General features: G+C 67.2%; 19 protein-coding genes and 1 tRNA gene. 8 read left to right on the top strand and 12 right to left on the bottom strand.

What is annotated here, in order from left to right; genetic code table 11:
• Positions 1–30 precede the first annotated feature (30 nt).
• The gene (locus tag ACFYO1_RS27130) at positions 31–2,880 is read left to right on the top strand and encodes an ATP-binding protein (RefSeq protein ID WP_387236598.1); all 2,850 of its coding nucleotides are present in this window, start codon (positions 31–33) and stop codon (positions 2,878–2,880) included.
• Positions 2,881–3,196: 316 nt separating this feature from the next.
• On the opposite strand, the gene ACFYO1_RS27135 is transcribed toward ACFYO1_RS27130, so the two are convergent.
• A tRNA-Ile gene (locus tag ACFYO1_RS27135) sits at positions 3,197–3,270 on the bottom strand.
• Positions 3,271–3,399: 129 nt separating this feature from the next.
• On the opposite strand from ACFYO1_RS27135, the gene ACFYO1_RS27140 reads away from it, so the two are divergent.
• Positions 3,400–4,821: an RNA-guided endonuclease InsQ/TnpB family protein gene (locus tag ACFYO1_RS27140; RefSeq protein WP_387236600.1), complete on the top strand. Its 1,422-nt coding sequence runs from the start codon at positions 3,400–3,402 to the stop codon at positions 4,819–4,821.
• Positions 4,822–4,971: 150 nt separating this feature from the next.
• Positions 4,972–5,403, top strand: a complete 432-nt coding sequence (locus ACFYO1_RS27145) for a nitroreductase family deazaflavin-dependent oxidoreductase (protein ID WP_378717354.1) — start codon at positions 4,972–4,974, stop codon at positions 5,401–5,403.
• Positions 5,404–5,409: 6 nt separating this feature from the next.
• Here ACFYO1_RS27145 and ACFYO1_RS27150 read toward each other — a convergent pair whose 3' ends face one another.
• Positions 5,410–5,568: a hypothetical protein gene (locus ACFYO1_RS27150; RefSeq protein ID WP_387236603.1), complete on the bottom strand. Its 159-nt coding sequence runs from the start codon at positions 5,566–5,568 to the stop codon at positions 5,410–5,412.
• A gap of 55 nt (positions 5,569–5,623) precedes the next feature.
• A complete protein-coding gene (locus ACFYO1_RS27155; RefSeq protein ID WP_387236605.1) occupies positions 5,624–6,631 on the bottom strand; it encodes a zinc-binding dehydrogenase in 1,008 nt (335 codons plus the stop codon).
• A gap of 559 nt (positions 6,632–7,190) precedes the next feature.
• Here ACFYO1_RS27155 and ACFYO1_RS27160 point away from each other — a divergent pair.
• Entirely contained in the window at positions 7,191–7,703 is a 513-nt protein-coding gene (locus tag ACFYO1_RS27160; protein WP_387236607.1) for a hypothetical protein, read from the top strand.
• Here ACFYO1_RS27160 and ACFYO1_RS27165 read toward each other — a convergent pair.
• The 3 genes from ACFYO1_RS27165 to ACFYO1_RS27175 are packed head-to-tail and all read right to left on the bottom strand — an operon-like array spanning position 7,700 to position 11,551.
• On the bottom strand, positions 7,700–9,478 hold the full coding sequence (locus ACFYO1_RS27165) for an SDR family oxidoreductase (RefSeq protein ID WP_387236609.1): 1,779 nt from the start codon (positions 9,476–9,478) through the stop codon (positions 7,700–7,702). The two genes, ACFYO1_RS27160 and ACFYO1_RS27165, sit on opposite strands and share 4 nt — an antisense overlap.
• A gap of 29 nt (positions 9,479–9,507) precedes the next feature.
• A complete protein-coding gene (locus tag ACFYO1_RS27170; RefSeq protein WP_387236611.1) occupies positions 9,508–10,617 on the bottom strand; it encodes a PDR/VanB family oxidoreductase in 1,110 nt (369 codons plus the stop codon).
• Positions 10,618–10,648: 31 nt separating this feature from the next.
• A complete protein-coding gene (locus ACFYO1_RS27175; RefSeq protein ID WP_387236613.1) occupies positions 10,649–11,551 on the bottom strand; it encodes a metal-dependent hydrolase in 903 nt (300 codons plus the stop codon).
• A 258-nt stretch (positions 11,552–11,809) separates the two neighbouring features.
• Here ACFYO1_RS27175 and ACFYO1_RS27180 point away from each other — a divergent pair, with 258 nt between their 5' ends.
• The gene (locus tag ACFYO1_RS27180; RefSeq protein ID WP_387236615.1) at positions 11,810–13,195 is read left to right on the top strand and encodes a wax ester/triacylglycerol synthase family O-acyltransferase; all 1,386 of its coding nucleotides are present in this window, start codon (positions 11,810–11,812) and stop codon (positions 13,193–13,195) included.
• 28 nt (positions 13,196–13,223) lie between these two features.
• Here the strand turns inward: ACFYO1_RS27180 and ACFYO1_RS27185 are convergent, their stop codons facing one another.
• The 4 genes from ACFYO1_RS27185 to ACFYO1_RS27200 all read right to left on the bottom strand — a co-directional run bounded on the left by ACFYO1_RS27185 (position 13,224) and on the right by ACFYO1_RS27200 (position 17,830).
• Positions 13,224–15,407, bottom strand: coding sequence for an MMPL family transporter (locus tag ACFYO1_RS27185; RefSeq protein ID WP_387238593.1), 2,184 nt, complete (start codon positions 15,405–15,407; stop codon positions 13,224–13,226).
• Between the two features lie 104 nt (positions 15,408–15,511).
• Positions 15,512–16,162 (bottom strand): hypothetical protein, encoded by a 651-nt coding sequence (locus ACFYO1_RS27190; protein WP_387236617.1) that lies wholly within the window; start codon positions 16,160–16,162, stop codon positions 15,512–15,514.
• Between the two features lie 226 nt (positions 16,163–16,388).
• Positions 16,389–17,285 carry an alpha/beta fold hydrolase gene (locus ACFYO1_RS27195; protein ID WP_387236619.1) on the bottom strand — a complete coding sequence of 299 codons (897 nt, stop codon included), beginning with the start codon at positions 17,283–17,285 and terminating at the stop codon, positions 16,389–16,391.
• An 86-nt stretch (positions 17,286–17,371) separates the two neighbouring features.
• Positions 17,372–17,830, bottom strand: coding sequence for a MaoC family dehydratase (locus tag ACFYO1_RS27200; protein ID WP_387236621.1), 459 nt, complete (start codon positions 17,828–17,830; stop codon positions 17,372–17,374).
• Positions 17,831–18,017: 187 nt separating this feature from the next.
• Here ACFYO1_RS27200 and ACFYO1_RS27205 point away from each other — a divergent pair, with 187 nt between their 5' ends.
• Positions 18,018–18,761 carry a glucose 1-dehydrogenase gene (locus ACFYO1_RS27205; protein WP_387236623.1) on the top strand — a complete coding sequence of 248 codons (744 nt, stop codon included), beginning with the start codon at positions 18,018–18,020 and terminating at the stop codon, positions 18,759–18,761.
• Positions 18,762–18,764: 3 nt separating this feature from the next.
• Here the strand turns inward: ACFYO1_RS27205 and ACFYO1_RS27210 are convergent, their stop codons facing one another.
• Complete coding sequence (locus ACFYO1_RS27210; RefSeq protein WP_387238596.1) at positions 18,765–19,784, bottom strand: YdcF family protein; 1,020 nt, start codon at positions 19,782–19,784, stop codon at positions 18,765–18,767.
• Positions 19,785–20,024: 240 nt separating this feature from the next.
• Between ACFYO1_RS27210 and ACFYO1_RS27215 the strand changes: the two genes are divergently transcribed.
• Both ACFYO1_RS27215 and ACFYO1_RS27220 read left to right on the top strand, forming a co-directional pair.
• Entirely contained in the window at positions 20,025–21,239 is a 1,215-nt protein-coding gene (locus tag ACFYO1_RS27215; RefSeq protein WP_387236625.1) for a lipase family protein, read from the top strand.
• A gap of 62 nt (positions 21,240–21,301) precedes the next feature.
• Complete coding sequence (locus tag ACFYO1_RS27220; RefSeq protein ID WP_387236627.1) at positions 21,302–22,327, top strand: FAD-dependent oxidoreductase; 1,026 nt, start codon at positions 21,302–21,304, stop codon at positions 22,325–22,327.
• 54 nt (positions 22,328–22,381) lie between these two features.
• On the opposite strand, the gene ACFYO1_RS27225 is transcribed toward ACFYO1_RS27220, so the two are convergent.
• Positions 22,382–22,633, bottom strand: coding sequence for a CsbD family protein (locus tag ACFYO1_RS27225; protein ID WP_387236629.1), 252 nt, complete (start codon positions 22,631–22,633; stop codon positions 22,382–22,384).
• Positions 22,634–22,792 lie beyond the last annotated feature (159 nt).

The following is a 22,792-nucleotide window of genomic DNA, read 5'->3' on the forward strand; positions in this document are numbered from 1 at the left end:
TCCGCCGACCAGGCCCCTTATCGTGTGGGGGTGCGTGGCGAGACTAGCGAGACCGGTCGGACCGGAGCCAGCGGCGGGGACGTTTCGCCGCGGGCGCTGTTCGTCACCAGACTTGCCGAACTCTGGGAGGCTGCGGGCAATCCCACACTGCAGCGGGTCGCGGATACCACCGAGGCGCGACTCAAAGCCGCCCGCACACCGGCACAGAGTCAACGCTCCTCGATGCAACGCATCAGCGATTGGCGCAGCGGACGCAACGTTCCGTCCCGCTTCGAATCACTGGATCCCGTACTGGTAACACTGATCTCGCTCGCCCGGCAGACGTCCGGCCCGGTCCCCTCGGTCTTGTCCAACCGGACGACGTGGCGGCGGGTCTGGAAAGCCGCCATCGCCCAACCCGTACGCCCCGCGGTACTGACCTCGCTACGCCGGGACGTTCCGATGTTCGTCGGACGCGAGGCCGAAGTGCAGCGGATCCTCGACGCGGCAGGACCGGGCCGGGTGGTCTCCATCCACACCATCGACGGCATGCCAGGCATCGGCAAAACCGCTCTGGTCACCCGTGCGGCGTATCTACTGTCGGAGGTGTTTCCCGACGGCCGTTTCTTCGTCGAATTGAATTCCCACACCCCGGGGCAGACACCCGCCGACCCCGCCGAAGTCTTGGCCACCCTGCTCACCGACCTCGGCATCGCACCCCACCACATCCCCGACACCCTCGACGCACGCCGCGACCTCTGGCGCGACCGCGTCGCCACCAAACGAATCCTGCTCATCCTCGACGACGCACGAGACCACGACCAGATCGAACCGCTACTACCCGCCGGACCCGAATGCCTCACCCTGATCACCAGCCGCCGCCGACTCATCGCCCTCGACAACGCCCTCCCACTCCCCCTCGGCACCCTCGACCCCGATAACGCGGCAGACCTGTTCTGCCGCCTGGCCCAACGGAAACCACAGGGCGACGACCGGACCGCGGTCGCCGAAATCGTCCAGCTATGCGGATATCTACCGCTGGCCATCGTGCTGCTCGCCGGCCGCCTCGCCCACCACCCCGCATGGACCCTCACCGGCCTGGCCGAAGAATTCCGCACCGCCCAGGACCGACTCGGCGAACTCAACGCAGGCCAACGAGCCGTCCGCGCCGCCTTCACCGCCTCCTACGACAACTTGCCACCCGACCGCCAACAGTTGTTCCGTACCCTCGGCCTGCACCCGGGCACCGATTTCGACGCCCACGCCGTCGCCGCCCTGAACAACATGGCACTCGCCGACGCCCGCACCCACCTCGACGCCCTCTACCTCGACAACCTCATCCAAGAAACCACCCCCGGCCGATACTGCACGCACGACCTCGTGCGCGAATACGTGCGCGCCCTCGCCTCGAGCGGTAGCTCCGGGCCGGTGCAGCGGTTACTGGACTACTACCAGGGCACCGCCGCAGCGGCGGACCGTCGGCTGACCCGAAGACCCCGCGCCGCCGATGAGAACCGAACCCCCGGCAGGGTCGGCGCCCTCGTGCGCGAATTCGATGACGAGTCGCACGCGCTGACCTGGATGCGCACCGAGCGAGCCAACCTGCTCGCCTGCATCGAACACACCGCCACCGACGATCCCGCGCGCATGGTCGATCTCACCGAGGTACTCGCGGAACTGCTGGACCGCGACGGACCGTGGTCATCGGCCCTGCGGCTACACCAGCGCGCCGCCGCTGCCGCAGGCCGGCTCGGCAACACCCTCGCCTTCGCCAACGCACTCACGAATCTCGCCGCGATGCGGTGGCAGATCGGAAACTACGACCAAGGCACCGACCTGCTCCGGCAAGCGCTGACGCTGTATCAGGAATCCGGCGACCCGCTCGGCGAAGCCGACGCGCTCCGCAATCTCGGCATGGTGCAGTGGCAAGCCGGGAACTACGACGAGGCCGCCGACCTACTCCGGCAGGCATTGATCCTTTACCGAGCTACCGGCTATCTGCTCGGCGAAGCCAAAACCCTTGCCAGCCTGGGCGGCCTCCGCCGGGACAACGGCGACTACGAGCAGGCCGCGCATCTGTTCCGAGAAGTCTTGGTCCGGTACCGGGAGGCCGATCATCGTCTCGGTGAAGCCAGCGCCCACGGCTTCCTCGGCACCGTGCGCCGGTACACCGGGGACTACGACCAAGCCGCCGACCTGCTCTCGCGCGCCACGACGCTGTTCCAGGAGATCGGCCATCGCAGAGGCGAGGCCAACGCCCTCAGTTCGCTCGGCAGCATGCGCCGGGAAACCAGGGATTACGAGCAGGCCATCGATCTCTCGCGTCGAGCCCTGGCCCTGTTCCGGGAACTCGGCGACCAGATCGGCGAAGCCATCAACCTCAACAATCTTGCCGGCGTGTGCCGACAAACCCAGAACCACCGGCAGGCCACCGACCTCTCCCGCCAAGCCCTCGCCCTGTGCCGAAAAACCGGCTACCGCGTCGGCGAGGCCGAAGCACTCGCCAACCTCGGCGCCTCGAGCTGGGAAACCGGGAACCGGGAACAGGCCGCCGACCTCTGCCAGCAGGCCTTGACTCTGTTTCGGGAAATCGGCTACCGGATCGGCGAAGCCGAGGCACTGAACAACACCGCGAAGGTGCTGCTGGCAACCGGCGACCCGGGTGCGGCGTCGACAATGTTCACCGATGCGCTGGCCATAGCCGGCGACATCGACAGCCGAATCCAGCAGGCGCGTGCCCTGGAGGGTGTCGCCCGCTGCCGAGCGGCCCATGGCGACACCTCAGGCGCCACCAACCACCTGCGCGCCGCGATCGACCTCTACCGCACTCTGGGCGTATCCGAAACCGATGCCGCGACAACCTATCTCGCCACACTCGAACCCCCACCGCCCGAGCCCTAGAGATCGGCTCCCGCGCACCGGCCCGGATACCTGGACTCGCCGCTGATCCCCTCCACCTGCGGCGCCCCCGCCATCACCCCTGATGGCGGGGCAATCATCACTGAAAACACTGAAGTACCGCCAAGCCAGATCGGCTGTTTTACGGCGAACTACCAGGTCAGAGGCCGCAAACAAAAGTTCCGGTCCGGAACAGACCGGAACCGGAGATTGGCAGAACTCGAGCAGCCCATCGCTCGTGCTCTGGAACCGACGGCCAGTCGCGATAAAGGCATGACGCCCAGTGGCCGATCTGCGAATGAGCCGAACAGAAGAATTGTGCGCGGGGCGGGGCTCGAACCCGCAACCAATCGATTATGAGTCGACGGCTCTAACCTATTGAGCTACCCGCGCATCGGGGACACCCTACCGGGTGCCGCGTCTGACGGGCAAAACGACCTACACCGCCATCGAAGCTGCCATTTTGTCCGGTAGCGGCGCGATGTAGTCCTCCTTGTCGGTGGCGGGTGAGATGCTGTCCGCGTGGGGAGGCACACGACATTCAAGTTCTGTCTGGACCCGTCGAGTCACCAGCAAGCAGTCCTGTCACGCCATGCCGGTGCCGCACGATTCGCCTTCAATCAGTGCCTGCACACCGTCAAATCCGCGTTGGTCGCACGCAGGTCCGACTCCGGTTTCACGGTGCCGTGGTCAGGGTTCGATCTGATCAATCACTTCAATCAGTGGAAGAAATCGGAGAATGCCGGCCGGGTCTTCGTCGTTGACAATGCGGGCGACGTCACGACGGTCGCACTGGGGTTGAGCTGGCGAGACCAAGTGTGCCAGCAGGTGTTCGAAGAGGCCGCGGTGGATTGCGGACGGGCTCTCGCCGCACGGGCCGACTCCCGGCGCGGCGCCAGGCCTGGCCGCCGGGTCGGCTTCCCTCGATTCAAGAAGAAGGCGGGTGGCACGCGGTCTTTCCGGTTACGCAACAAACACTCCCAGGGGCGGCGACCGTCGATTCGAATCGGCGATGGTGCGTGTGCGCGATCAGTGACACTGCCGATGATCGGCGTGATCCGGGTGCATGACGACACCCGTCGACTACGACGAATGCTGGCGGCCGGGCGGGCGAAGATCCTGTTCGCCACCGTCAGCTTTCGCGCAGGGCGATGGTGGATTGCCGTCAATGTCGAGGCCGACGAGCTTCATCCACAGGCGCGCCACCAGTCACGGGACGGGAACGATTCCAGCGGGTGGATAGGCGTCGATCGCGGTCTGTCGGCGCTCGTCGTGGCCGGCACATGCGACGGTATCGAGGTCGCACGCGCTGACCATCCGCCCAGAGCGCTGGCTGCCGGGCTGAAGAAACAACGTCGGTTATCGCGGTCGATATGCCGGAAAACGAAGGGTTCCAACAACCGACGAAGGTGTGTTGCTCGGCTGGGACGTCATCACGCGCGCATGCGCAACATTCGTCACCATTTTCTGCACCAAGTATCCAACCAACTGGTCAAAACTCACGATCGGCTGGTCTTGGAGGATCTCAATACCGCTGGCATGCTCCGCAATCCGCGCCTGGCCCGGGCGATCAGTGACGCCGCCTGGGCCGAGTTCGCCCGCCAAGTCCGCTACAAGCAGGCCTGGCGGGGCGGGGAAGTCCTCCTCGCGAACCGCTGGTACCCGTCCAGCCGTGTCTGCTCACGCTGTGGTGCGCGCAATCGGGAGTTGACTCTCGCTGATCGGGTGTTCTCGTGCGAGAACGGCCATCGACTGGACCGCGACCTCAACGCCGCGGTCAACCTCGCCGCCTGGGGCGAACGCAACAATTCCCAGGCCCGGGAGCCCGAAGCACGAGCCCCGGTGATCAATGTCCGCCGACGGGCCAGCACTGGCCGGCACCCACGTGTCGGTGAAACCGGCCCGACTGACGCGGAAACCAAATCCTGCGCATTGCGTGGGTAATGGACGTCCGAGAAGGACGGCGTCTTCTACCACTTGGCGTGGGAGACGCGCTTCAACCGACTGAGCTATCGCACGTATGAAGCGCTTGCACCACTTGGACCCGGGTGGCGGTTAGGGTTGGGGTCCGGCGACTGGTGTGGAGGGTTGAGCATGGCGAGTTTGTTCGCGAATGTGCTGAAGGTGCACCAGTGGGTGTATGAGAACAGTGGTGGGCTGGTGGGGCACCGGGTGCTGTTCGGGAATCCGACGTTGCTGCTGCGGACGGTGGGGCGCAAGACGGGGCAGGCGCGGACCTCGGCGCTGACGTACGGGACGGATGGGGCGGACTACCTGGTGACGGCGTCCAATGGCGGGTCGCCGCGGCCGCCGGGATGGCTGGCGAATGTGAAAGCCAAGCCGGAGTGTGAGATTCAGATCGGGCGGCGCGCGATAGCGGTGGTCGCGCGGCCGACTTATCCGGACGACGCGGATTACGCTCGCCGGTTCGCGATCGTCGACAAGATCAATAAGGGGCGGTACAGCGCCTACCAGAAGATGACCAAGCGGCCCATCCCGGTGGTCGTGCTGACGCCGGTCGGCTGAGTTCGGTCAGGCCCGGTAGTCGTCGTCGGGCTCCTCCCAGTAGTCGTCGGGATCATCTCTGTCCCAACGTCTCCCGTCTTTCGGGGGTCTGCTGGCGATTTGCACGACAACGACGACCAGGGCCAGTACCACGAGGACCACACCAATAACGATCAGAGTCTCCACCCAGGGCACCCTAGCGCCGAGCCAGGGTGCCCGCCAGGGCTGAAACCGTACGGTCTCAGCGGGCAGAACCCACGGTCAGCAGGGTGCGCCCCACCGCGATCCTGGATTCGATGGCGGCGTGCGCGCTTTCGGCGTCGTCGAGCGGAAAGGCTTGGCCGATCACCACTTCCAGCCGACCGGCCACAGCCTCGGCGAGCGAACGTTCGGCGAGCCCGGCCCAGTCGGTGTTCGCGTCGGTGAGGTCGAACAGTCCGTAGACGGTGATGCCGCGCGCAGTCGCCGCCTCAGTGTCCGGCGCCGCGAATTCGCCTGCCGAGGCACCGTATCCGAGGAATCGGCTGTTGTCCGCCGCGGCGGCGAGCGCGTCCTCGCCCAGCGCGCCGCCCGCACCATCCAGTATTACGTCCACGCCCGCGCCCCCGGTCGCCGCACGCGCCTTGTCCGGCCAGTCCGGTTCGGAGTAGTCCACGACGGCGTCGGCACCGAGCCGCTCGGCGAGTTCCAGCTTGGTGCGCCCCCGCGCCGCAGCGATGACGTGCGCGCCGGCCGCGTGCGCGAGCTGAATCAGCAAGGTGCCCAGGCCACCTCCGGCCGCGGTGATCAGCACCCACTCCCCCGGCCGGATCGCGGCCCGGTCGAACACCGCGAGGGCCATCTTGCCGTCGTGCGCGAGCGCCACCGCCTGCGCCGAGCTCAATTCCTCGGGCACCACGGTCAGCGATTCGACTTTGGCCAACGCCTTTTCGGCATAGCCACCGATCGGCTGGCCGCCGCCGATCTTGCTCGCCGCGGTCGTGGCGGTGACGCGCTTGCCGACCCAGGACGCGTCGACCCCGGCGCCCACCGCGCTGATCACGCCGGCCACGGCGCCACCGGGTATATACGGCGTCTCCAGCTTGAAGAATTCACCACCCCACCCGCTGCGCAACCGGGTGTCCAGGAACATCACGTCGGCGGCGGCCACGTCGACGACCACCTCGCCCGGCCCCGCGACCGGATCCGTTACCTCCCGCACGGTGAGCACCTCGGGTCCACCGAATTCCCTTGCCTGCACAGCCCGCATGACCATCCTCCATCGCTTCCCTGTTCCGACTGACAGGAACAAGCATTGAACCTCAATTAACGTTGAGGTCAAGCCGAGCGATTATGCCGACCGCGAAACCCCTTCGAACTCAGGAACCTCCGCCACAGCTACTGCTGCTCCCACCACCGCAGCTGGAACTGCTTCCCCCACCGCAACTGCTGCTGCTTCCACCACCACAGCTACTGCTACTGCCACCGCTGTCGTGATGACCGCCGTGATGGTGATGATGACCGCCCCCGTGCCCCGAATCCCACCCTCCGCTACAGCTACTCGACGACCCACCATCGGCGAACCCGGCGGCACCGGCGGCCCAGTACGGGTCCGAGCTGTCGTACCCCCCGCCATGCCGCGAACCCCCGCGCCGAGCCCGATGCGGCGGAACCCGCCTGCTGTTGCGCCGCAGCGCGCCGACGATCACACCGATCACGATGAACGGTATCGCGATGACCAGCAATATCACCAAGATGAATACGACAACGAAAATGGTCTCGGCCATTCATGAACCGTAACGGCGTGGCCCGCCTGCGTACAGTGAACTGTGCCGTCTTTCCGCTTCCGTAGATCCCGGCCGCGCGACATCGACCTCGCGACGGTCAACGCCGCGGTCGCCGCGCTGGAGCTGCCCGAGGCCGTCTACAAGACCTCCCCGTGGCTCCCCCGCGACCTGGTGGAGACCGGCCTGCGGCAATGGCTGCGCTGCTGCGGCGCGGCCATGCGTGACGGCCAGGTCGTCGGCATGCCGTCGCACGCGGTCGACGAGGCCTGGCACGGTTTCATCCTCTGCACCGAGCGCTACGCCGAATTCTGCGCCGCCGCGTACGGCCGCTTCCTGCATCACTTCCCGGAAGGCGCCGGGCCGCCGAAGGTTTCGCACGGTTCGATGGGCGAGCAACTCGGCCGCACCGTGGTCGCCTGGACGCTGGTCGCCGAACCGGGCGAGACCTGCGTCCTGTGGGATCTGGACCGCCGGGTCGGCGTCGAGCACCCGTGGGGCGTCGACGCCGAACGCGTCGCGGCCATCGAGGCCGAGCTGCACACCCTGGCGGACTAGGTCAGCTTCACCCGCGCCGCGACGAACCGGCCGACCGCGGGCGCGAGCCTGCTGAAGTGGTATTGCAGCCGCGCCTCCGGCGTCACCGGAACGATGCTGCGGTCCTTCTCCACCGCCCGCACGATCTGCTCGGCCACCTTCTCCGGACCGTAGCTGCGCTTGCGGTAGAGGTTGTCGTAGCGCTGCTGCTTGGCCTTCTCCTCTTCGGCGCTCACCCCCGAGAACCGGGTGTTGGCAACGATATTGGTGTGCACGATGCCGGGGCAGATGGTGTGCACCGAGATCCCCCGCCCGGCCAGTTCCGCGCGCAGGCAGTCGGAGAACATGAACACCGCCGACTTGCTGGTGGAGTACGCGCTGAACCCCTGCTGCGGGCTGTAGGCGGCCATGCTGGACAGGTTGACGATGTGCCCGCCCAATCCCCGTTCGACCATGGCGGATCCGAAGGCGCGGCAGCCGTTCAGCACGCCGCCGAGGTTGATTCGCATGACCCGGTCGAACTCCGCCGCCGAGGTGTCGAAGAACCCACCGGCCTGGCCGATTCCGGCGTTGTTGATCAGAATGTCCGGCACGCCATGGTTTTCCAGCACGATCTCGGCGTGCGCGGTCACCGCGTCCGCGTCGGACACGTCCAGCTGGTACGGATGCGCGACACCGTGTTCGGCGGCGATCAGTTCGGCGGTCTCCTTGGCCGACGCGAGATTGATGTCGGACAGTACGATTTCGGCGCCACGCCGGGCCAGCGCCAGCGCCGTCTCGCGGCCGATGCCGCTGCCGCCGCCGGTGATCACCACGAGCTGATCCTCGAACGGCTTTGCGCTGCGGCCTACTTCGGCCCGGCGCAGTCCGCGCGGAACGGTGGCGCCGTTGACCGTGTCGATCAGCTCGGTGGTCGCGGTCGCCAGTAACTCGGGATGCGAGAACGGCATCCAGTGCCCGGCGGGCACGTCGCGGCGCCAGAGCCGTTGCACCCATTTACGTTCGTCGTCATAGCCGGCGGGCCGGACCGCGACGTCGCGACCGGCGACGATCAGTTGCACCGGCACCTCGGTGTGCCGTTCGCGCGGAGACAGCAGGCGCTGCACGATGTTCGCGCGGTAGATCAGCAGGCCGTCGACCATGTCCTGGCGGAAGGTCGGGCCGAGCGTCACATTCGACGGTGGCGTCTCGTTCATGATCGAGACGACCCGCTGCCAGCGCTGCTCGGTGCCGAGCAGGCCGAAGACCGCGCGCGGCAGCCCCGGCGTCATGAAGAAGAAGGTGTAGGCCGAGGACAGCGCCTGGGTGAACGGCTGCCAGAGGTTGCGCGGCGTCGGCCGGGACAGCCGGTTGCGCATCCAGTTCCCGATGTGGTCGAGGTTCGGCCCGGATACCGAGGTGAACGACGCGATCTGCGCGGCCGCGCGGGGCTCGCAGACCGCCTCCCACACCTGCACCGAACCCCAGTCGTGCGCGAGCACGTGCACCGGACGGTCCGGGCTGACCGCGTCGACGACGGCGAAGAAGTCGCCCGCGAGCTGGTCGAGCCGGAAGTCCTCGGTGCGCCGGGTGCGGGTGGAGCGGCCGTGCCCTCGGGTGTCGTAGGTGACGACGTGGAAGCGGCGGGCGAGCAGCGGCACCACTGCGTCCCAGAGGTGATTGGTGTCCGGCCAACCGTGCACCAGCACCACGGTTTCCGCGGTCGGATCGCCGTATTCGTAGACGGCGAGCTCGAATTCGCCGTTGCGCACGGTCCGCTCGGCGGCCACGAGCTCCGGGGGTTCGATGGTCGTCATCGGTTTCTCCTTGCTGACCAGAGGTCGGTTTACAGATCGAGCACCAGTCGCCCACCGGGCGAACGGGATACGCAGACGAGCATCTCGCCGGCCTCGTGTTCGGCCGCGGTGAGCACGGTTTCGCGATGCTCCGGCTCGCCGGAGAGCACCCGCACCTTGCAGGTGCGGCAGAAGCCTTGGCGGCACGAGTAGGGGCGATCGGGCCGGGCCTCCAGGATGGTGTCGAGTGCGGAGCGGTCAGCCGCCACCTCGATCACCTCGCCGGTGGAGGCGAATTGGATCTCGAACGGCACACCGTTCACGATCGGCGGCGGCGAGAACCGCTCGGAATGCAGTTCCACGCCGGGCATTTCGCGGATTGCGGCGGCGACGGCGCTGGTCATCGGCACGGGACCACAGCAGTAGACCGCGGTGTCGGCCGCGACGCCGGGCAGCAACGCGGCGGCGTCGGGCAGGCCGTGCTCGTCGTCGGTGCGCACGGTGACCCGGTCACCGAAGCCGGCGATCTCGTCGAGGAACGGAATGGTGTCCCGGTTGCGGCCGGTGTAGACCATCGACCAGTCGATACCGAGCCGCTGCGCCAATCGCGCCATCGGCAGGATCGGCGTGATCCCGATGCCGCCGGCGATGAAATGCAAACGGGCGGCAGGTGCTCCGTGCCCCGGCACGGCGAACGGGAAGGCGTTGCGCGGCCCGCGCACGGTGATCGGCGCGCCGACCGGAAGCCCCTCGTGCACTTCCACCGACCCACCGAGTCCGTCCGGAATACGCCGCACCGCAACCCGATACGCCCGCGTGTCGGCCGGATCGCCACACAGCGAGTACTGCCGCAACCGTCCCGAGGGCAGTTCCAGATCCAGGTGCGCACCGGCCCGCCACGGCGGCAGCTCCCGCCGGTCCGGCGCCGCCAGTCGCAGGCTCACCACGTCCTGGTCGTGCGCCTCGATCCGTCGCTCGGTCACCACCAGCGCCAATCGGTGGTCGTCCACGCGCGGCGAGAGGTCGCGCCGGTTGATCATGGTGGTCCACTTCAGGCGCGCGGAGGCGACCGCGTCGAGCACCCGCACCGCGCGATCCTGATCGCGCTTGCCGAACAGATCGGCGGGCAGTTGCCCCGGGACCGGGCGTAGGTTCACCACCGCGCCCCGCCCTCGCGGCGCTTTCCCCGGTTCACGACGCAATCGCTTGCGCGGCAGGCGACTTCGCGAGATATGCCACCGCCTGCGCGGTCGATCCGACCGACTCGGGATCATAACCGGGCTTCAAAGTCGACAGCGCACTCCACAGCAGCGACGGCACGCCGGGCAGCGCCCCGCGCCACATCGCGCCGAACACGCGCTTGATCAGCCGTGGGTAACCGAGGTCGGGCAGCTCGGGGTCCTGGTGCACCATGAACTTGGTGCCGCGCACCACCAGGGTGATGAAGATCGGGAAGACCAGCGTCATGATCGCCACCCGGCGCACGTAACCGACGCCGAAATAGACGGCCACGTCGTGGGCGACATGCCGATGCTCGACCTCCTCGGCTCCGTGCCAGCGGAACAGATCCGCGATCCGCGGATCGGCCTCGAAGCGCTCGAGGTCCGCGTTGAGCACCCAGTCGCCGAGATAGGCGAAGAAGTGTTCCAGGCAGGCGATGAAGGCCAGGCGCTCGACCAGCGTCTGCCGCTGCGCGACGCCCTCGTTCGCCCTGGGTCCCAGCGTCTTCCGGAACAGGTATTCGGCCTGGCGCACATAGGGTTCCGGGTCGATGCCGTGCGCGGCGAGCACCTCGGTGAGCACCTTGTCGTGCGTCTCGGCGTGCATGGACTCCTGGCCGATGAAGCCGAGCATGGCCTCGCGCAGCTTGTCGTCCTTCACGAACGGCAGCGCCTCGGTGTAGGTGGCACAGAACATGCGCTCACCTTCGGGCAGCAGCAGGTTCAGCGAATTGATCAGGTGCGAGGCGATCGGCTCTTCGGGCATCCAGTGCAGCGGCGTATCCGCCCATTGGAACTGCACGTTGCGCGCGTGCAGCGCGACCTCCCCCGGATCGATGTCCGGTCGTCGCTCACCTCTACGAAGTAGCTTCATCGGTACTCCTCTCACGACTGCGTCGTCGCGCGCCTTCCTGCATGGCCGTAGCAATCATCATACACATACATGAAACCCTCGGTTACATAAAGATCTGTAGCAGCACAAATTGCACACTCGGCCACGTGGGCAGTACAAACGACCCTCGGACGCACTCGACCCAATAGCGTTAGCCCACTTGACAATAGAGCGCCCCACTGTGACCCACCTCGCGCCCGTTCGATCAAAAACTAGAACGCGTTCTAGTAGGATTCGGCTATGGAACGACTCACCGGATTGGATGCCAGCTTTCTCTACTTGGAAACCGGGACCCAGCACCTGCACGTGTGCGCGCTGCTGATCCTCGATCCCAGCTCAGGGGACTATTCATTCGAGAAATTCAAGGCCGAACTCGACCGGCGGCTACCCCTGATCCCGCAGATGCGCCGCCGCGTCTACGAGGTGCCGTTCAACCTCGACCACCCGGTCTGGGTCGAGGATCAGAACTTCGACCTGGACTATCACATCCGGCGCATCGGCATCGCCGCCCCGGCCGGCCGGCGCGAACTGGCCGAACTGGTCGGCGACATCGCCAGCCGCCCGATGGACCGCGACCGCCCGCTCTGGGAGATGTCGGTGGTCGAAGGCCTCGACGACGGCAAGGTCGCGGTGATCTGCAAGTACCACCACGCCGCGGTGGACGGCATCACCGGCACGAACATGATGATGCACCTGTGCGATCTGGAGCCGAACGCGGCCAAGACGCCGCCCACCGCGCAATGGCGGCCGGAGCCGAGCCCGAACGACTGGCAACTGCTGGCCAAGGCGGTGGTCAAGTTCCCGACCAAGGCGGGCATCGTCGGCATGGTGCCGAAGACCCTCGGCATGGTGGCCGGGCTCGCCAACCGTCGGCGTAACGACAAGGCGGGCATGGCATTGCCGTTCTCCGCGCCGCGCACGCCGTTCAACCTGGCCATCACCCCGCATCGCGCGGTCGCGTTCACCGAGGCCGAACTCGGCGCGATCAAGGAGATCAAGTCCGCGTTCGGGGTGAAGATCAACGACGTGGTGCTGACCATCGTGGCCGGCGTGCTGCGCGCCTACCTGGAGAAGCACGACGAACTGCCGGACCGTTCACTGATCGCCTCGGTGCCGGTCTCGGTGCACGAATCGACCAGGCACACCGCGGGTATCAACAAGGTGTCCACGCTGTTCGCGCGGCTCGGCACCGATATCGCGGATCCGGTCGAACGCCTGCGGCAGGTGGCCGAGGACAACCGCGGCGCGAAGGCCGAACACGATCTGATCGGCGCGGACTTCCTCCAGGACTGGTCGAAGTACGCACCGCCGAACACCTTTCAGCTCGCGGCGCGGGTGTACTCGTCGCTGAAGCTGGCCGAGCGGCATCCGGTGGTGCACAACCTCGTGGTGTCGAACGTGCCGGGCCCGCCGATGCCGCTGTATTTCCTCGGCGTGCGGGTGGACGGAATGTATCCGTTCGGTCCGGTCTTTCACGGCGCGGGACTCACGGTGACCGTGATCTCCAACAACGACGACCTGGACTTCGGCTTCATCGCCTGCAAGGAACTGGTGCCCGACGTCAGCGAACTAGCCGACGCGGTACCCGGTGTGGTGGACGAGTTGCTCACCGCCGCAAGAAGTTAGGTCCGCTCGGTAGCCCCGACCGCACTGGTCATCGCACTTCTTTTCTTGCTTGGATGGAGAAGGGACAAGCGGGCAACCACCAGTTCCAGCGCCCCATGATCTGCATCAGCGCCGGAACCAGGACAAGACGAACAACAGTGGCGTCGATGATCAACGCGACGGCGACCGCGAAACCGAGTTCCTCGAGACCGCTGATCCGCGACATCAGCAGGCTGCCGAAGCCGACCACCAGGATCGCGGCGGCCAGCGTGATCGGCCGGGCGGTCTGCTGCAGGCCGACCGATACCGCCCGCCGGTTGTCGCCGGTCATCCGGTACTCCTCCTGAATTCGGCGCACCAGGAACAGTTCGTAGTCCGTCGACAACCCGAACAATACGACGAAGACGACAAGCGGCACCTGCGGCCACACCGATCCGGGAACGGCGAGATCCAGCAAAGCGCCATCACTCCGGTCACGCTGGAACACGAGCACGCTCAGTCCGAATGCGGCACCGGTGGCGAGCAGGCTCATCAGCAGCGCCTTCAGCGGCAACAACACACTGCGCAGCATGACGATCAGGGCGGCGAACAGCAGCATCAGCACGCAGCCGATCACCCACCACAGTTTTGCCGATGTCTCGATGAGGATGTCTGCGACCAGCGCACCGGAGCCGCCGACCAGCACGGAAAAGCCGGGCGGCCCTGCCGTGCGGACGATATGGGTGCGAATTCGCTGGACCAGATCCACGGCGGCCGGCGAATCCGGCGGGTGCCGCGGAACAACGAGCAGCGCCGTCAGATCCGAGTCGTTGTCGATCACGCTGACGCCGGCAACCTCCGGATCGGCCTGCAGCGCGGCGACCAGAGCCCCGGTGGCGGGCGCATCGGTATCCGCCGGCCGTTCCACCAGAACGGCGATCGTGCTCGCGAAGCCGGGTACCTCCCTGGTCATGCGGTCGAACCCGGTGAAATACGCCGTGCCGGACAGCGCCCGTCGTTCGACATCCAAACCCAGGTGCATGCTGGGCACCGGCGTTGCGGCGAACAGCAGCGCCGCGCTGACCCCGATCGCATAAGGCCACGGATGACGCATCAGGTGGCCGGCCCAGCGGGCCAGCAAGCCGCCTTGGTCGGCCATGGCACCACCGGCCGACCGCGTGCGCGACGACAGCCATCGAGGCTGCCACTCGATCCGGTCGGACAGCGCGCTCAGCACCGCGGGCAGCAGGGTTACCGCGGCCACGGCAGTAACTGTGACCACGGCGATGACCCCGATCGCAGCCTCGATGAAGACCGGCCAGCGCAACAGGAACAGGCTGACGCTGGCCAGCAGCAGAATCAGGCCGGAATAGAGCACGGTGCGTCCGCTCGTGGCCGCTGCTGTCGCGATCGCCTTTTCCGGTCCGGCCCCGGCAGCTAGTTCTTCGCGGTATCGGTACATCACGAAGAGGGCGTAATCGATGCCGATGCCCAACCCGATCGCGTTGACCCCGATCAGCAACATGCCGTCCACCCGCAGTAGACCGGTCAGCACCGCGAAAAGACCCAATGTGCTGATCGTGGCCGCGCCGGCGATGACCACCGGGACCAGGGCGGCCACCGGCGCGCGCAGTCCGAACAGCAGGACGAGAATCGCCACCGGTACGGCCACCATTTCGATCCGCACCAGATCCGCGATCTCGGTCTGCTGCAGAATCTGCCCGAACGCGGGCACCCCGACCAGATAGGCCTGCACCTGTCCGGCCGAATTCGCTTGTGCCGCACGGGCGAGCGCGTCCTGCTGCGCAGGTGTACGGGCCTGTCGCTCCCGGTCGTCGCCGGTCGCGCCGATCAATAGATAGACGGTGTGTTCGTCATGGAACAGCGCGCGCAGCGGAGCCATGGACTGCGCCAACGACGAAGCCGGATCGGAATCGGCGGTCATCGATAACTGCACGATTCCGGCGATGCCGTCCTGCCGCCCCAGAGCCGTCATGGCGGAATCGGCGGCGGTGCGGAACACCGGATCGGTGGCCGCCAAGCTCGGGCTGTGCAGCACGCCGATCATCAGATCGTTTCCGAAGGTCGGCAAACCGGCGGCCAAGACCCGGCCGGCCACTTGCGACTCCGAGCCCGTGACCTCCAGCGATGGGGAGACCATCGACCCAAGCAGGTGCGGCAGGCCGAGCACACCGACGAGGACCGCCAGCAGCCACCCGACCAGCACTCGTCGCCGATGGACGGCCATCAGCACGGCCAAGCGCCCCAATGGATCCGCGCTCCGGGACTGCACCGGGGTAACCACTGGGGCGCCTGCCCTTTCCACTACTGCCCTGCGTCAGTTGGCCGGACCGATCACTACGACGTCGGCGTTATCTTGGCGGTGCTCTTGATTTTGACGACAGATTTCACCGGTACACCGGCGGCGCTGCACGACGACAATTTCAAGCCGGTGGCTTTTCCTTCGTAATGGACGCGGTGTACGTGCTTGCCGTTCGAGCCCTTACCGTCGAAGGCGATCGTCGACACGCCACCGGCGAGCGGCACGGTTATCGAGGCCTTGCTGGCGGACAAGTTGTCCTGTCCGTCGAAGTTGTTCCGCTCTGCGCCCTTCACCTTCGCGGCCGAGATCACACAGTTGTTCCCTGCCTTCTTGAATTGCACGGCCTTCTGTTCGACATCGCCGAAAATCCCCGCTCCGTCGCAACGCTTGTCCTGATTCGGCGCCGCAGTAATGTACGTCGACACAGCAGTGAAGATGCCGTCCTCGTCATCACGTCCCACATCGGTCGAGGAATCGCTGACCACACACGTGAACGGGGACATGTCATCCATGTTCGGATCGTCCGGACCCATGACGGCCATCGCGCGGGGAACCGCGTCACCGCCGTAACCGAAGACGGACACACCCAATACCACCGCAGCGAGCAGGGCCATCTCCCGAGCGCCCTTACGACAGGTACGGATCGAACCGGTGTTCCCGGATTCACTCGCATGCTCGACTGCCATCCCGACCTTCCCTTCAGTATGAGTTCAGCAACCGACGGCCTACACGATGGGCAGCGGCCGAAAACGACCTGCCCTACCGGGACGGTAGTACCAGAAACGCGGAGCGAGTTCGTCATACGCCGACCGCGCCCCGCCGCGCCCATGACCTATTCGGCACTGGCAGTAGCCGGGATGGGTGCGAGTTCGGATCGACCCGGCCTGTTCGCCATTGCCGCCGAACAGCGCCTCACAATCGCGCGGCGACCGCCGCGCAGGCTTCGAGCAGCGCGGGTACGAACAGGTCCGCTTTCAGCACGCAGGCCGCATGCCCACCCGCGAGCAGATGAATGCTCGCGCCGGGAATCATGGTCGCCATCTCCACCTGCCGGTAGACCGGGATTGCCCGGTCCTGCGTCGTAATGACCACCGCGGTCGGCATTTTCAGGGTCGCCAGCCAGTCCGTCGCGTCGAACCGGCCGACTTCGCCGATCACCTGGGTGATCGCCCAGCCGCTGGTACTGCGCAGTTCGGTGAGCGCCCAGCGATCCAATCGGCCGGACGCCCAGGCGATTTCCGGCAGTTCCGGTAGCCGCCCGGCCAATTTCTCGGTGCGCCGGAAGGAATGCGGCGCGACCGCGTCGGCGAACGCCCCGAAGGCCCGATGAAAGGCGCGCTCGCGCCACTTCTCCTGGAACCGATACGGCGTGGAGCACAACACGAGCCCGCTCACCCGGTCCGGATGCCGGTGTGCGGCAGCCAGGCTCACCACCCCACCGAGCGAATATCCGGCGCAGACAGCCTGTTCCACGCCGAGCGCGTCGAGCACCGCGGCGACGTCGTCGGCGCAGTCGTCCACCGAGAAGCGCGCGGAGCGAATCCCGCGGCCGTGCCAGCGCTGATCGAACAGGATCACCCGATAGCGCTCGGACAGCGCCGCCAGCGCCGGAAACCAGTTCAGGTACGCGGTACAGCCGGTGCCGTGCAACAGGACCAGCGCCGGCGCGCCCGAAGGCCCTCCGGTGTCGACCACATACGTGCGGCCCCGCCCGGGCAGTTCGACCAGCCGCCCGCCGGGCACCTCGGCGATATCCGGCACCCGCCTGGCCAGGCGCCGTAGCGCCGCCGAGGATCGTGAGTTCGTCATCGCGCGCCTCCCGCGTATCGCGGACAGAATTAGAACGTGTTCTACACACGATGATGCCATAACGGGCCGCGCGAACGGCGGGACGCTTACGCCAGGGCGCGGACGATCGATTCGGCGATGCAGGCGGGCTTGTCCGAGCCTTCCCCTTCCACCACCGTCGCGATCACGACCTGGAGCCCGCCGGGCACCTCGTCGACGCTGACGATCGTGGCCCGGCCGCGGATGCGCGAGCCGGACGGCACCGGCGACGGAAACCGAACCTTGTTGAGGCCGTAGTTGATTCGCGCACCGGCGTCGGAGATCTCGAAGATCTCCCGCATGATCGCCGGAAGCAGCGACAACGTCAGATAACCGTGCGCGATGGTCGTGCCGTACGGCCCGGCGGCCGCGCGCTCCGGATCGACATGGATCCACTGCCGATCCTCGGTCGCCTCGGCGAACGCGGTGATGCGGTCCTGGCCGATCTCGATCCAGCCGCTCACGCCGAGGTCGGTACCCGCGGCATGGCGCAGCGATTCCATGGTGAAGACGGTGGGCTCGCTCATGCGAGAAACTCTAAAACGCGCGAGCCACCCCGGCCAGCGGACCACCGAAAGTACTGACTCGCAACAACTTTCCCCCACACCCACCCCGATGTGGCACGATCGGCCCGAGGCCAACGCTCGATTCGGCGCAATTCTGTAACGTGTTCTAGTACGTTGGCGTGGACGAACGAGAGACGGAGGTGCCGCGATGGGGCGGTTGACCGGCAAGGTGGCGTTGATCAGCGGCGGAGCCCGCGGCATGGGCGCGGCACACGCCAAGGCCATGGTGGCCGAGGACGCCCAGGTGGTCCTGGGCGACGTGCTCGACGACGAAGGCGCCGCGATCGCCAAGGAACTCGGCGACGCCGCCGCCTACGTGCATCTGGACGTACGCGAGCCGGCCGACTGGCAGGGCGCGGTCGCCGAGACGGTGCAGCGGTTCGGAGCACTGAACGTACTGGTCAACAACGCGGGCATCGCCAACGGCAACCTGCTCGCCGACTTCGAGCTGGCCGAATGGCAGCGGATCATCGACATCAACCTCACCGGCACATTCCTGGGCATGCAGGCCGTCATCCCCGCGATGAAGGAGGCGGGCAGCGGCTCGATCATCAATATCTCCTCCGTCGAAGGCCTGCGTGGCAGCCCGGGCCTGCACGGCTACGTCGCGACCAAGTTCGCCGTCCGCGGCCTGACCAAATCGACGGCACTCGAGCTGGCGCAGCACAACATCCGGGTCAACTCGGTGCACCCCGGCCTGATCACCACGCCGATGACCGAGGGCATTCCGGCGGACTTCCTCCAGATCCCGCTCGGCCGCGCCGCCGACGCATCCGAGGTGGCCGCGCTGATCACCTTCCTGGCCAGCGACGAATCCTCGTACTCGACCGGTGCCGAATTCGTCGTCGACGGCGGCCTCACCGTCGGCATCCCGCACAAGACCTTCGACTAGGCCTCAGTCGCTGTAGTGGTTCGGCAGGTCGCGGGTCAGCACCAGCGCGAGCACCGGCAGCGCCATCAGCGCGAGGCAGGCGAGCAGGTTGATCCACTTGTAGGCGACCACGATCGCCGCGAACTCGCGCAGTATCGCCGAGGGCAGGTAGTAGAAGGCGGTCTTGGCGCCGGTCACCTCGGCATCAAGGTCCAGGCGCCGGGCCAGGATCGCCGTGCGCAGGATGTGGAAGTTGCTGGTCACCAGCACCATTCGGGTGGACTCGCCGCGCTCGCCCAGTAACCGCTTGGTGTAGAGCAGGTTTTCCCGCGTAGTCGTCGAACGGTCCTCCAGCACAACGCTGTCCGCCGGCACGCCCCGCTCGACGAGGTACTCCGCCATCGCCGCGGCCTCCGAGACCGCCTCATCGGAACCCTTTCCGCCGCTGGTGATCAGCAGCGGCCGCCGGCCCGCCGCGAGTTCGGCGCGATACACCTCGACGGCCCGGTCCAGCCGGCTCGCCAGCAGCGGCGGCACCCGCGCGCCGACCAGCCCGGAGCCGTGCACGACGATCGCGTCCATGCCGGGCCGGTAGGGCAACGCGCCGTAGAACATCGAATAGAGCAGGAAGCTGGCGAACAGGAACCCGACGTAGCTCACCGCCATCGTCCCCGACGCCAGAATCACGATGGACCAGATATCGCCGGTGAAAATCGCCACCGCGAGCAACCCGTAGGGCACCAGCAGCACGACCCCGAGCACGAGCGGAAGCAGGTTCGCGATCCGCAGCCCCTCGCGCCGAATCATCTGCCCGCCGTTGACCATCAGCAACCCGGCGAGCACCAGCACGAGCAGCGGTGACAACAGCACGAGCAGGCCGGCCAGCACCACCGGCAGGTCGCCCTTGGCGCCGGAGCCGATCACCCACACACCGGTGAAAGCCAAGCCGAGCAGCAGGAACACCCCGTTGCTCAGCCGTCGCCGGTCGCTGCGGAACCTCAGCAGGAAGACACCGAGCAGGACCAGGCCGACCACGAGCAGCATCACCGGACCACCGTAACCGGCGCACCGGCAACCCTGCGGCGATGCCACGCCGCCGGCTGTCCGCCGATCGGCCGCCCCGCACGGCGCGGCTCCCTCCCGGCCTTCCCTTTGTCCCATATCGTGTCGCTCGTCCGAATACCGGCCGGACGACTAATCGCGGCCGATCCTCGGATTATTCGACTTTCGACATGCTCAACAATTCCCCGTGAATGTCGTGATGAATGGGAGTCGCTCATCGCCATGCTTCGACACATCCGCCCCGCGCTCGCCGTTGTCGCTCTGCTGATATCGGTCGCACACGTGGCCGTCGTGCCGGGTACCGCTGCGGCACAACCGATCTACCCCAGGCCGGATCCCGATCCGTTCTACGCGGCACCGCCCGACCTGGATCGGTTCGAGGCCGGTGACGTGCTCGCGGTGCGCCCGATGCCGCCGCTGCTCGGATTTCCCGGCACCGGCGTCACGATGATCAAGTTCCGCTCCACCAATTCGGCGGGCAATCCGATCGCGGCCACCACCACCGTGCTGACCCCACACAACCACGCTCCCGGCGGCCCGCTGCTGTCCTACCAGCACATCATCAACGGCCTCGGTACCCAGTGCGCGGTCTCGCGGGTGCTCTACACCGGCGACCCGAATCTCGCTGTGCGCGAAGCGCCCGCGCTGAACACGGTGCTGTTGCGCGGGTGGTCGGTGGCGCTGCCCGACCATCTCGGACCGACCAGCGCCTACGGGGCGGCCAAGCTGGGCGGCATGATCACCCTGGACGGAATTCGCGCGGCCCGCAAGGTCAACGAGCTCGGCCTGGCGAAGAGCCCGGTCGCGATGTTCGGCTACTCCGGCGGCGGGATGGCGACCGGCTGGGCGGCCGCGCTGGCCCCGGCCTACGCGCCGGAGCTCGACATCGTCGGCGCGGCCGAGGGCGGCGTCCCGATGAATCTGGTGAAGATGACCGAGGGCCTCGGCTACTCCCGGCATCCGGCGTTCGGACTGGCGCTGGCGGCGGCCATCGGCCTCGAGCGGGAATACCCGACGCGGCTGCCGATCAGCGACAGCCTCAACGATTTCGGCCGGGCGACCCGCGATCAGATCGCCAACGGCTGCACCAACGAGATCCTGGCGGCAGGCGCCGGGCACAACGTCCTGGACGTGGCCAGCTCCACCTCGCTGGCCGACGACCCGAGCGCGCGCTCCGTGCTCGAGGAGAACAGCCTGGAGCTCTACGCGGGCGTGCCGAAAATGCCGATCTACCAATGGCGTTCGACCGAGGACGTGCTGATCCCGGTGGCCTCGATCGACAACACCGTGCGGCGCTACTGCGCGGCGGGCGTGCGGGTGGAGTCCGAGCTGATCCCGAGCCCGGACCACCTGACCACGGCCGTGCTCGGCGCACCCGCCGCGATGTCCTGGATCGACGAGCGATTCCGCGGCGTCCCCGCACCGAACGACTGCTGATCACCCCGCCGTCGGGGCGCGAGACCCCGCCGCGCCCCGACGACGGCACCTAAGGTGGGGACATGGTCACGATCATCGGCGGTGGAATCGCGGGGACGTTGCTGGCCGGGGCGCTCGCGCGGAACGGACATCCGGTCACGGTCTATGAGAGCCAGCCGGCCGTCGGCGCGGGACACTTTCTGGCACTGGATGATCGGGCGCAGGCCGCGCTGGCCCAGCTCGGCGTCGGCATCGACCGGCTGCACAGGGCGTCGTATCCGCTGACCGAGCTGCGCGCGGCCGACCGGTCCGGCACGATCCGCAGCGACACCCGCGCCGAACGACGGTTATACCTGCGTGCCGAGCTCATACGCGCGCTGACCGAATTCGCCACCGGCACAACAGCGGATATCCGCTTCGGCACCCCGGTCACCGAGCTGAGCGCCGAGGGAGAGCTCCGCAGCGGAGCGAATCAGCTCCCGGCCGACGACGTGGTCATCGCCGCCGACGGCATCGACTCCCTCGCCCGGCGCACCCTCGAACCCGAGCGCCGGGCCGAATACTCCGGACAGATCATCATTTACGGCATCACCACCCGGCCGATCCAGCCGAGCACCGACCCGTCCGTCCTGCATTTCCACCGGCAACTCGACGACGACGGCCGACCGGTCAGCACGTTCGGGCACTTCTGGAACGACGAGATCTCGGTGTGGTTCACCCGCCTCACGCGAGAGCCACTCGCCCTGCCGGGCATCGGATCTCAGCCGCTCGGCGGCTGGCCGGAGCCGATTCTCGCGGGTGCCAAGGCAATCCCGGAACTCGTCGAGACCATGCTGGCCGCGACCGATACCGTGCACGTCTCCAACGCACGCACCGTGCCACTCGCCGACGCGCGTCCGCCACAAGCTCCGGTAATCCTGTGCGGCGACGCGGATCACGCCATCACGCCGGCCGCGGGGGTCGGCGCCCGGGACGCCATCGAGGACGCGGCCGCGCTGGCCGAAGCCATCACCTCCGGCGGCTCACCGGCCGCCGCCATGGCCGAGCGACGACGCCAGATCCTCGACGAGCGGGCCGAAGCGGCCCAAATGTTCCGCAGCGCAACATAAATCGACGGCCCGGGGACGACGTGTCGTCCCCGGGCCGCGGAAAGCTCTGGCGGCTTACGATTCCTTGCCGCTCTCGTAGGCGCTCTGGCGGGCCTCGTTCAGGTTGGCTTCGGCGCGGGCCTTCTCCGCCTCCGCTTCCTTCTTGGCTGCCTCACGCTCGGACTCGGCCTTGTCCTGCTGGGCGCGGCCCTCGTTCTTCAGGCCTTCATTACCGGTGATGATGCCCGCGGCTTCCTTGGCCTTGCCCTTGACGTCCTCGACGACGCCCTCGACTGCCTCGCGCGGTCCACTGTCGTGCTGGGTCATGACTATTCCTCCAACTAGGGTGTGGGCGGGTCATTCGCGGCATACCCGGGTCCGCTGCCGCCAATCAGCGCGGGACCCGATGCCGGCTGTGTCTCCCATCACGCTTCCCGGCCGGCCAACCCTGTTCTCGCCGAGTAACACTCGACCTCGACCGGTCGG

The organism is Nocardia sp. NPDC006044 (assembly GCF_042871115.1).
GTDB lineage: Bacteria > Actinomycetota > Actinomycetes > Mycobacteriales > Mycobacteriaceae > Nocardia.

What these genes read in the sequence shown, in the direction of transcription:
- ACFYO1_RS27145 (WP_378717354.1), top strand. Translation starts at nt 4,972, where the DNA reads ATGGCGAGTTTGTTCGCGAATGTGCTGAAGGTGCACCAGTGGGTGTAT.
- ACFYO1_RS27155 (WP_387236605.1), bottom strand. Translation starts at nt 6,631, where the DNA reads ATGCGGGCTGTGCAGGCAAGGGAATTCGGTGGACCCGAGGTGCTCACC.
- ACFYO1_RS27165 (WP_387236609.1), bottom strand. Translation starts at nt 9,478, where the DNA reads ATGACGACCATCGAACCCCCGGAGCTCGTGGCCGCCGAGCGGACCGTG.
- ACFYO1_RS27175 (WP_387236613.1), bottom strand. Translation starts at nt 11,551, where the DNA reads ATGAAGCTACTTCGTAGAGGTGAGCGACGACCGGACATCGATCCGGGG.
- ACFYO1_RS27180 (WP_387236615.1), top strand. Translation starts at nt 11,810, where the DNA reads ATGGAACGACTCACCGGATTGGATGCCAGCTTTCTCTACTTGGAAACC.
- ACFYO1_RS27190 (WP_387236617.1), bottom strand. Translation starts at nt 16,162, where the DNA reads ATGGCAGTCGAGCATGCGAGTGAATCCGGGAACACCGGTTCGATCCGT.
- ACFYO1_RS27195 (WP_387236619.1), bottom strand. Translation starts at nt 17,285, where the DNA reads ATGACGAACTCACGATCCTCGGCGGCGCTACGGCGCCTGGCCAGGCGG.
- ACFYO1_RS27200 (WP_387236621.1), bottom strand. Translation starts at nt 17,830, where the DNA reads ATGAGCGAGCCCACCGTCTTCACCATGGAATCGCTGCGCCATGCCGCG.
- ACFYO1_RS27205 (WP_387236623.1), top strand. Translation starts at nt 18,018, where the DNA reads ATGGGGCGGTTGACCGGCAAGGTGGCGTTGATCAGCGGCGGAGCCCGC.
- ACFYO1_RS27210 (WP_387238596.1), bottom strand. Translation starts at nt 19,784, where the DNA reads ATGCTGCTCGTGGTCGGCCTGGTCCTGCTCGGTGTCTTCCTGCTGAGG.
- ACFYO1_RS27215 (WP_387236625.1), top strand. Translation starts at nt 20,025, where the DNA reads ATGCTTCGACACATCCGCCCCGCGCTCGCCGTTGTCGCTCTGCTGATA.
- ACFYO1_RS27220 (WP_387236627.1), top strand. Translation starts at nt 21,302, where the DNA reads ATGGTCACGATCATCGGCGGTGGAATCGCGGGGACGTTGCTGGCCGGG.
- ACFYO1_RS27225 (WP_387236629.1), bottom strand. Translation starts at nt 22,633, where the DNA reads ATGACCCAGCACGACAGTGGACCGCGCGAGGCAGTCGAGGGCGTCGTC.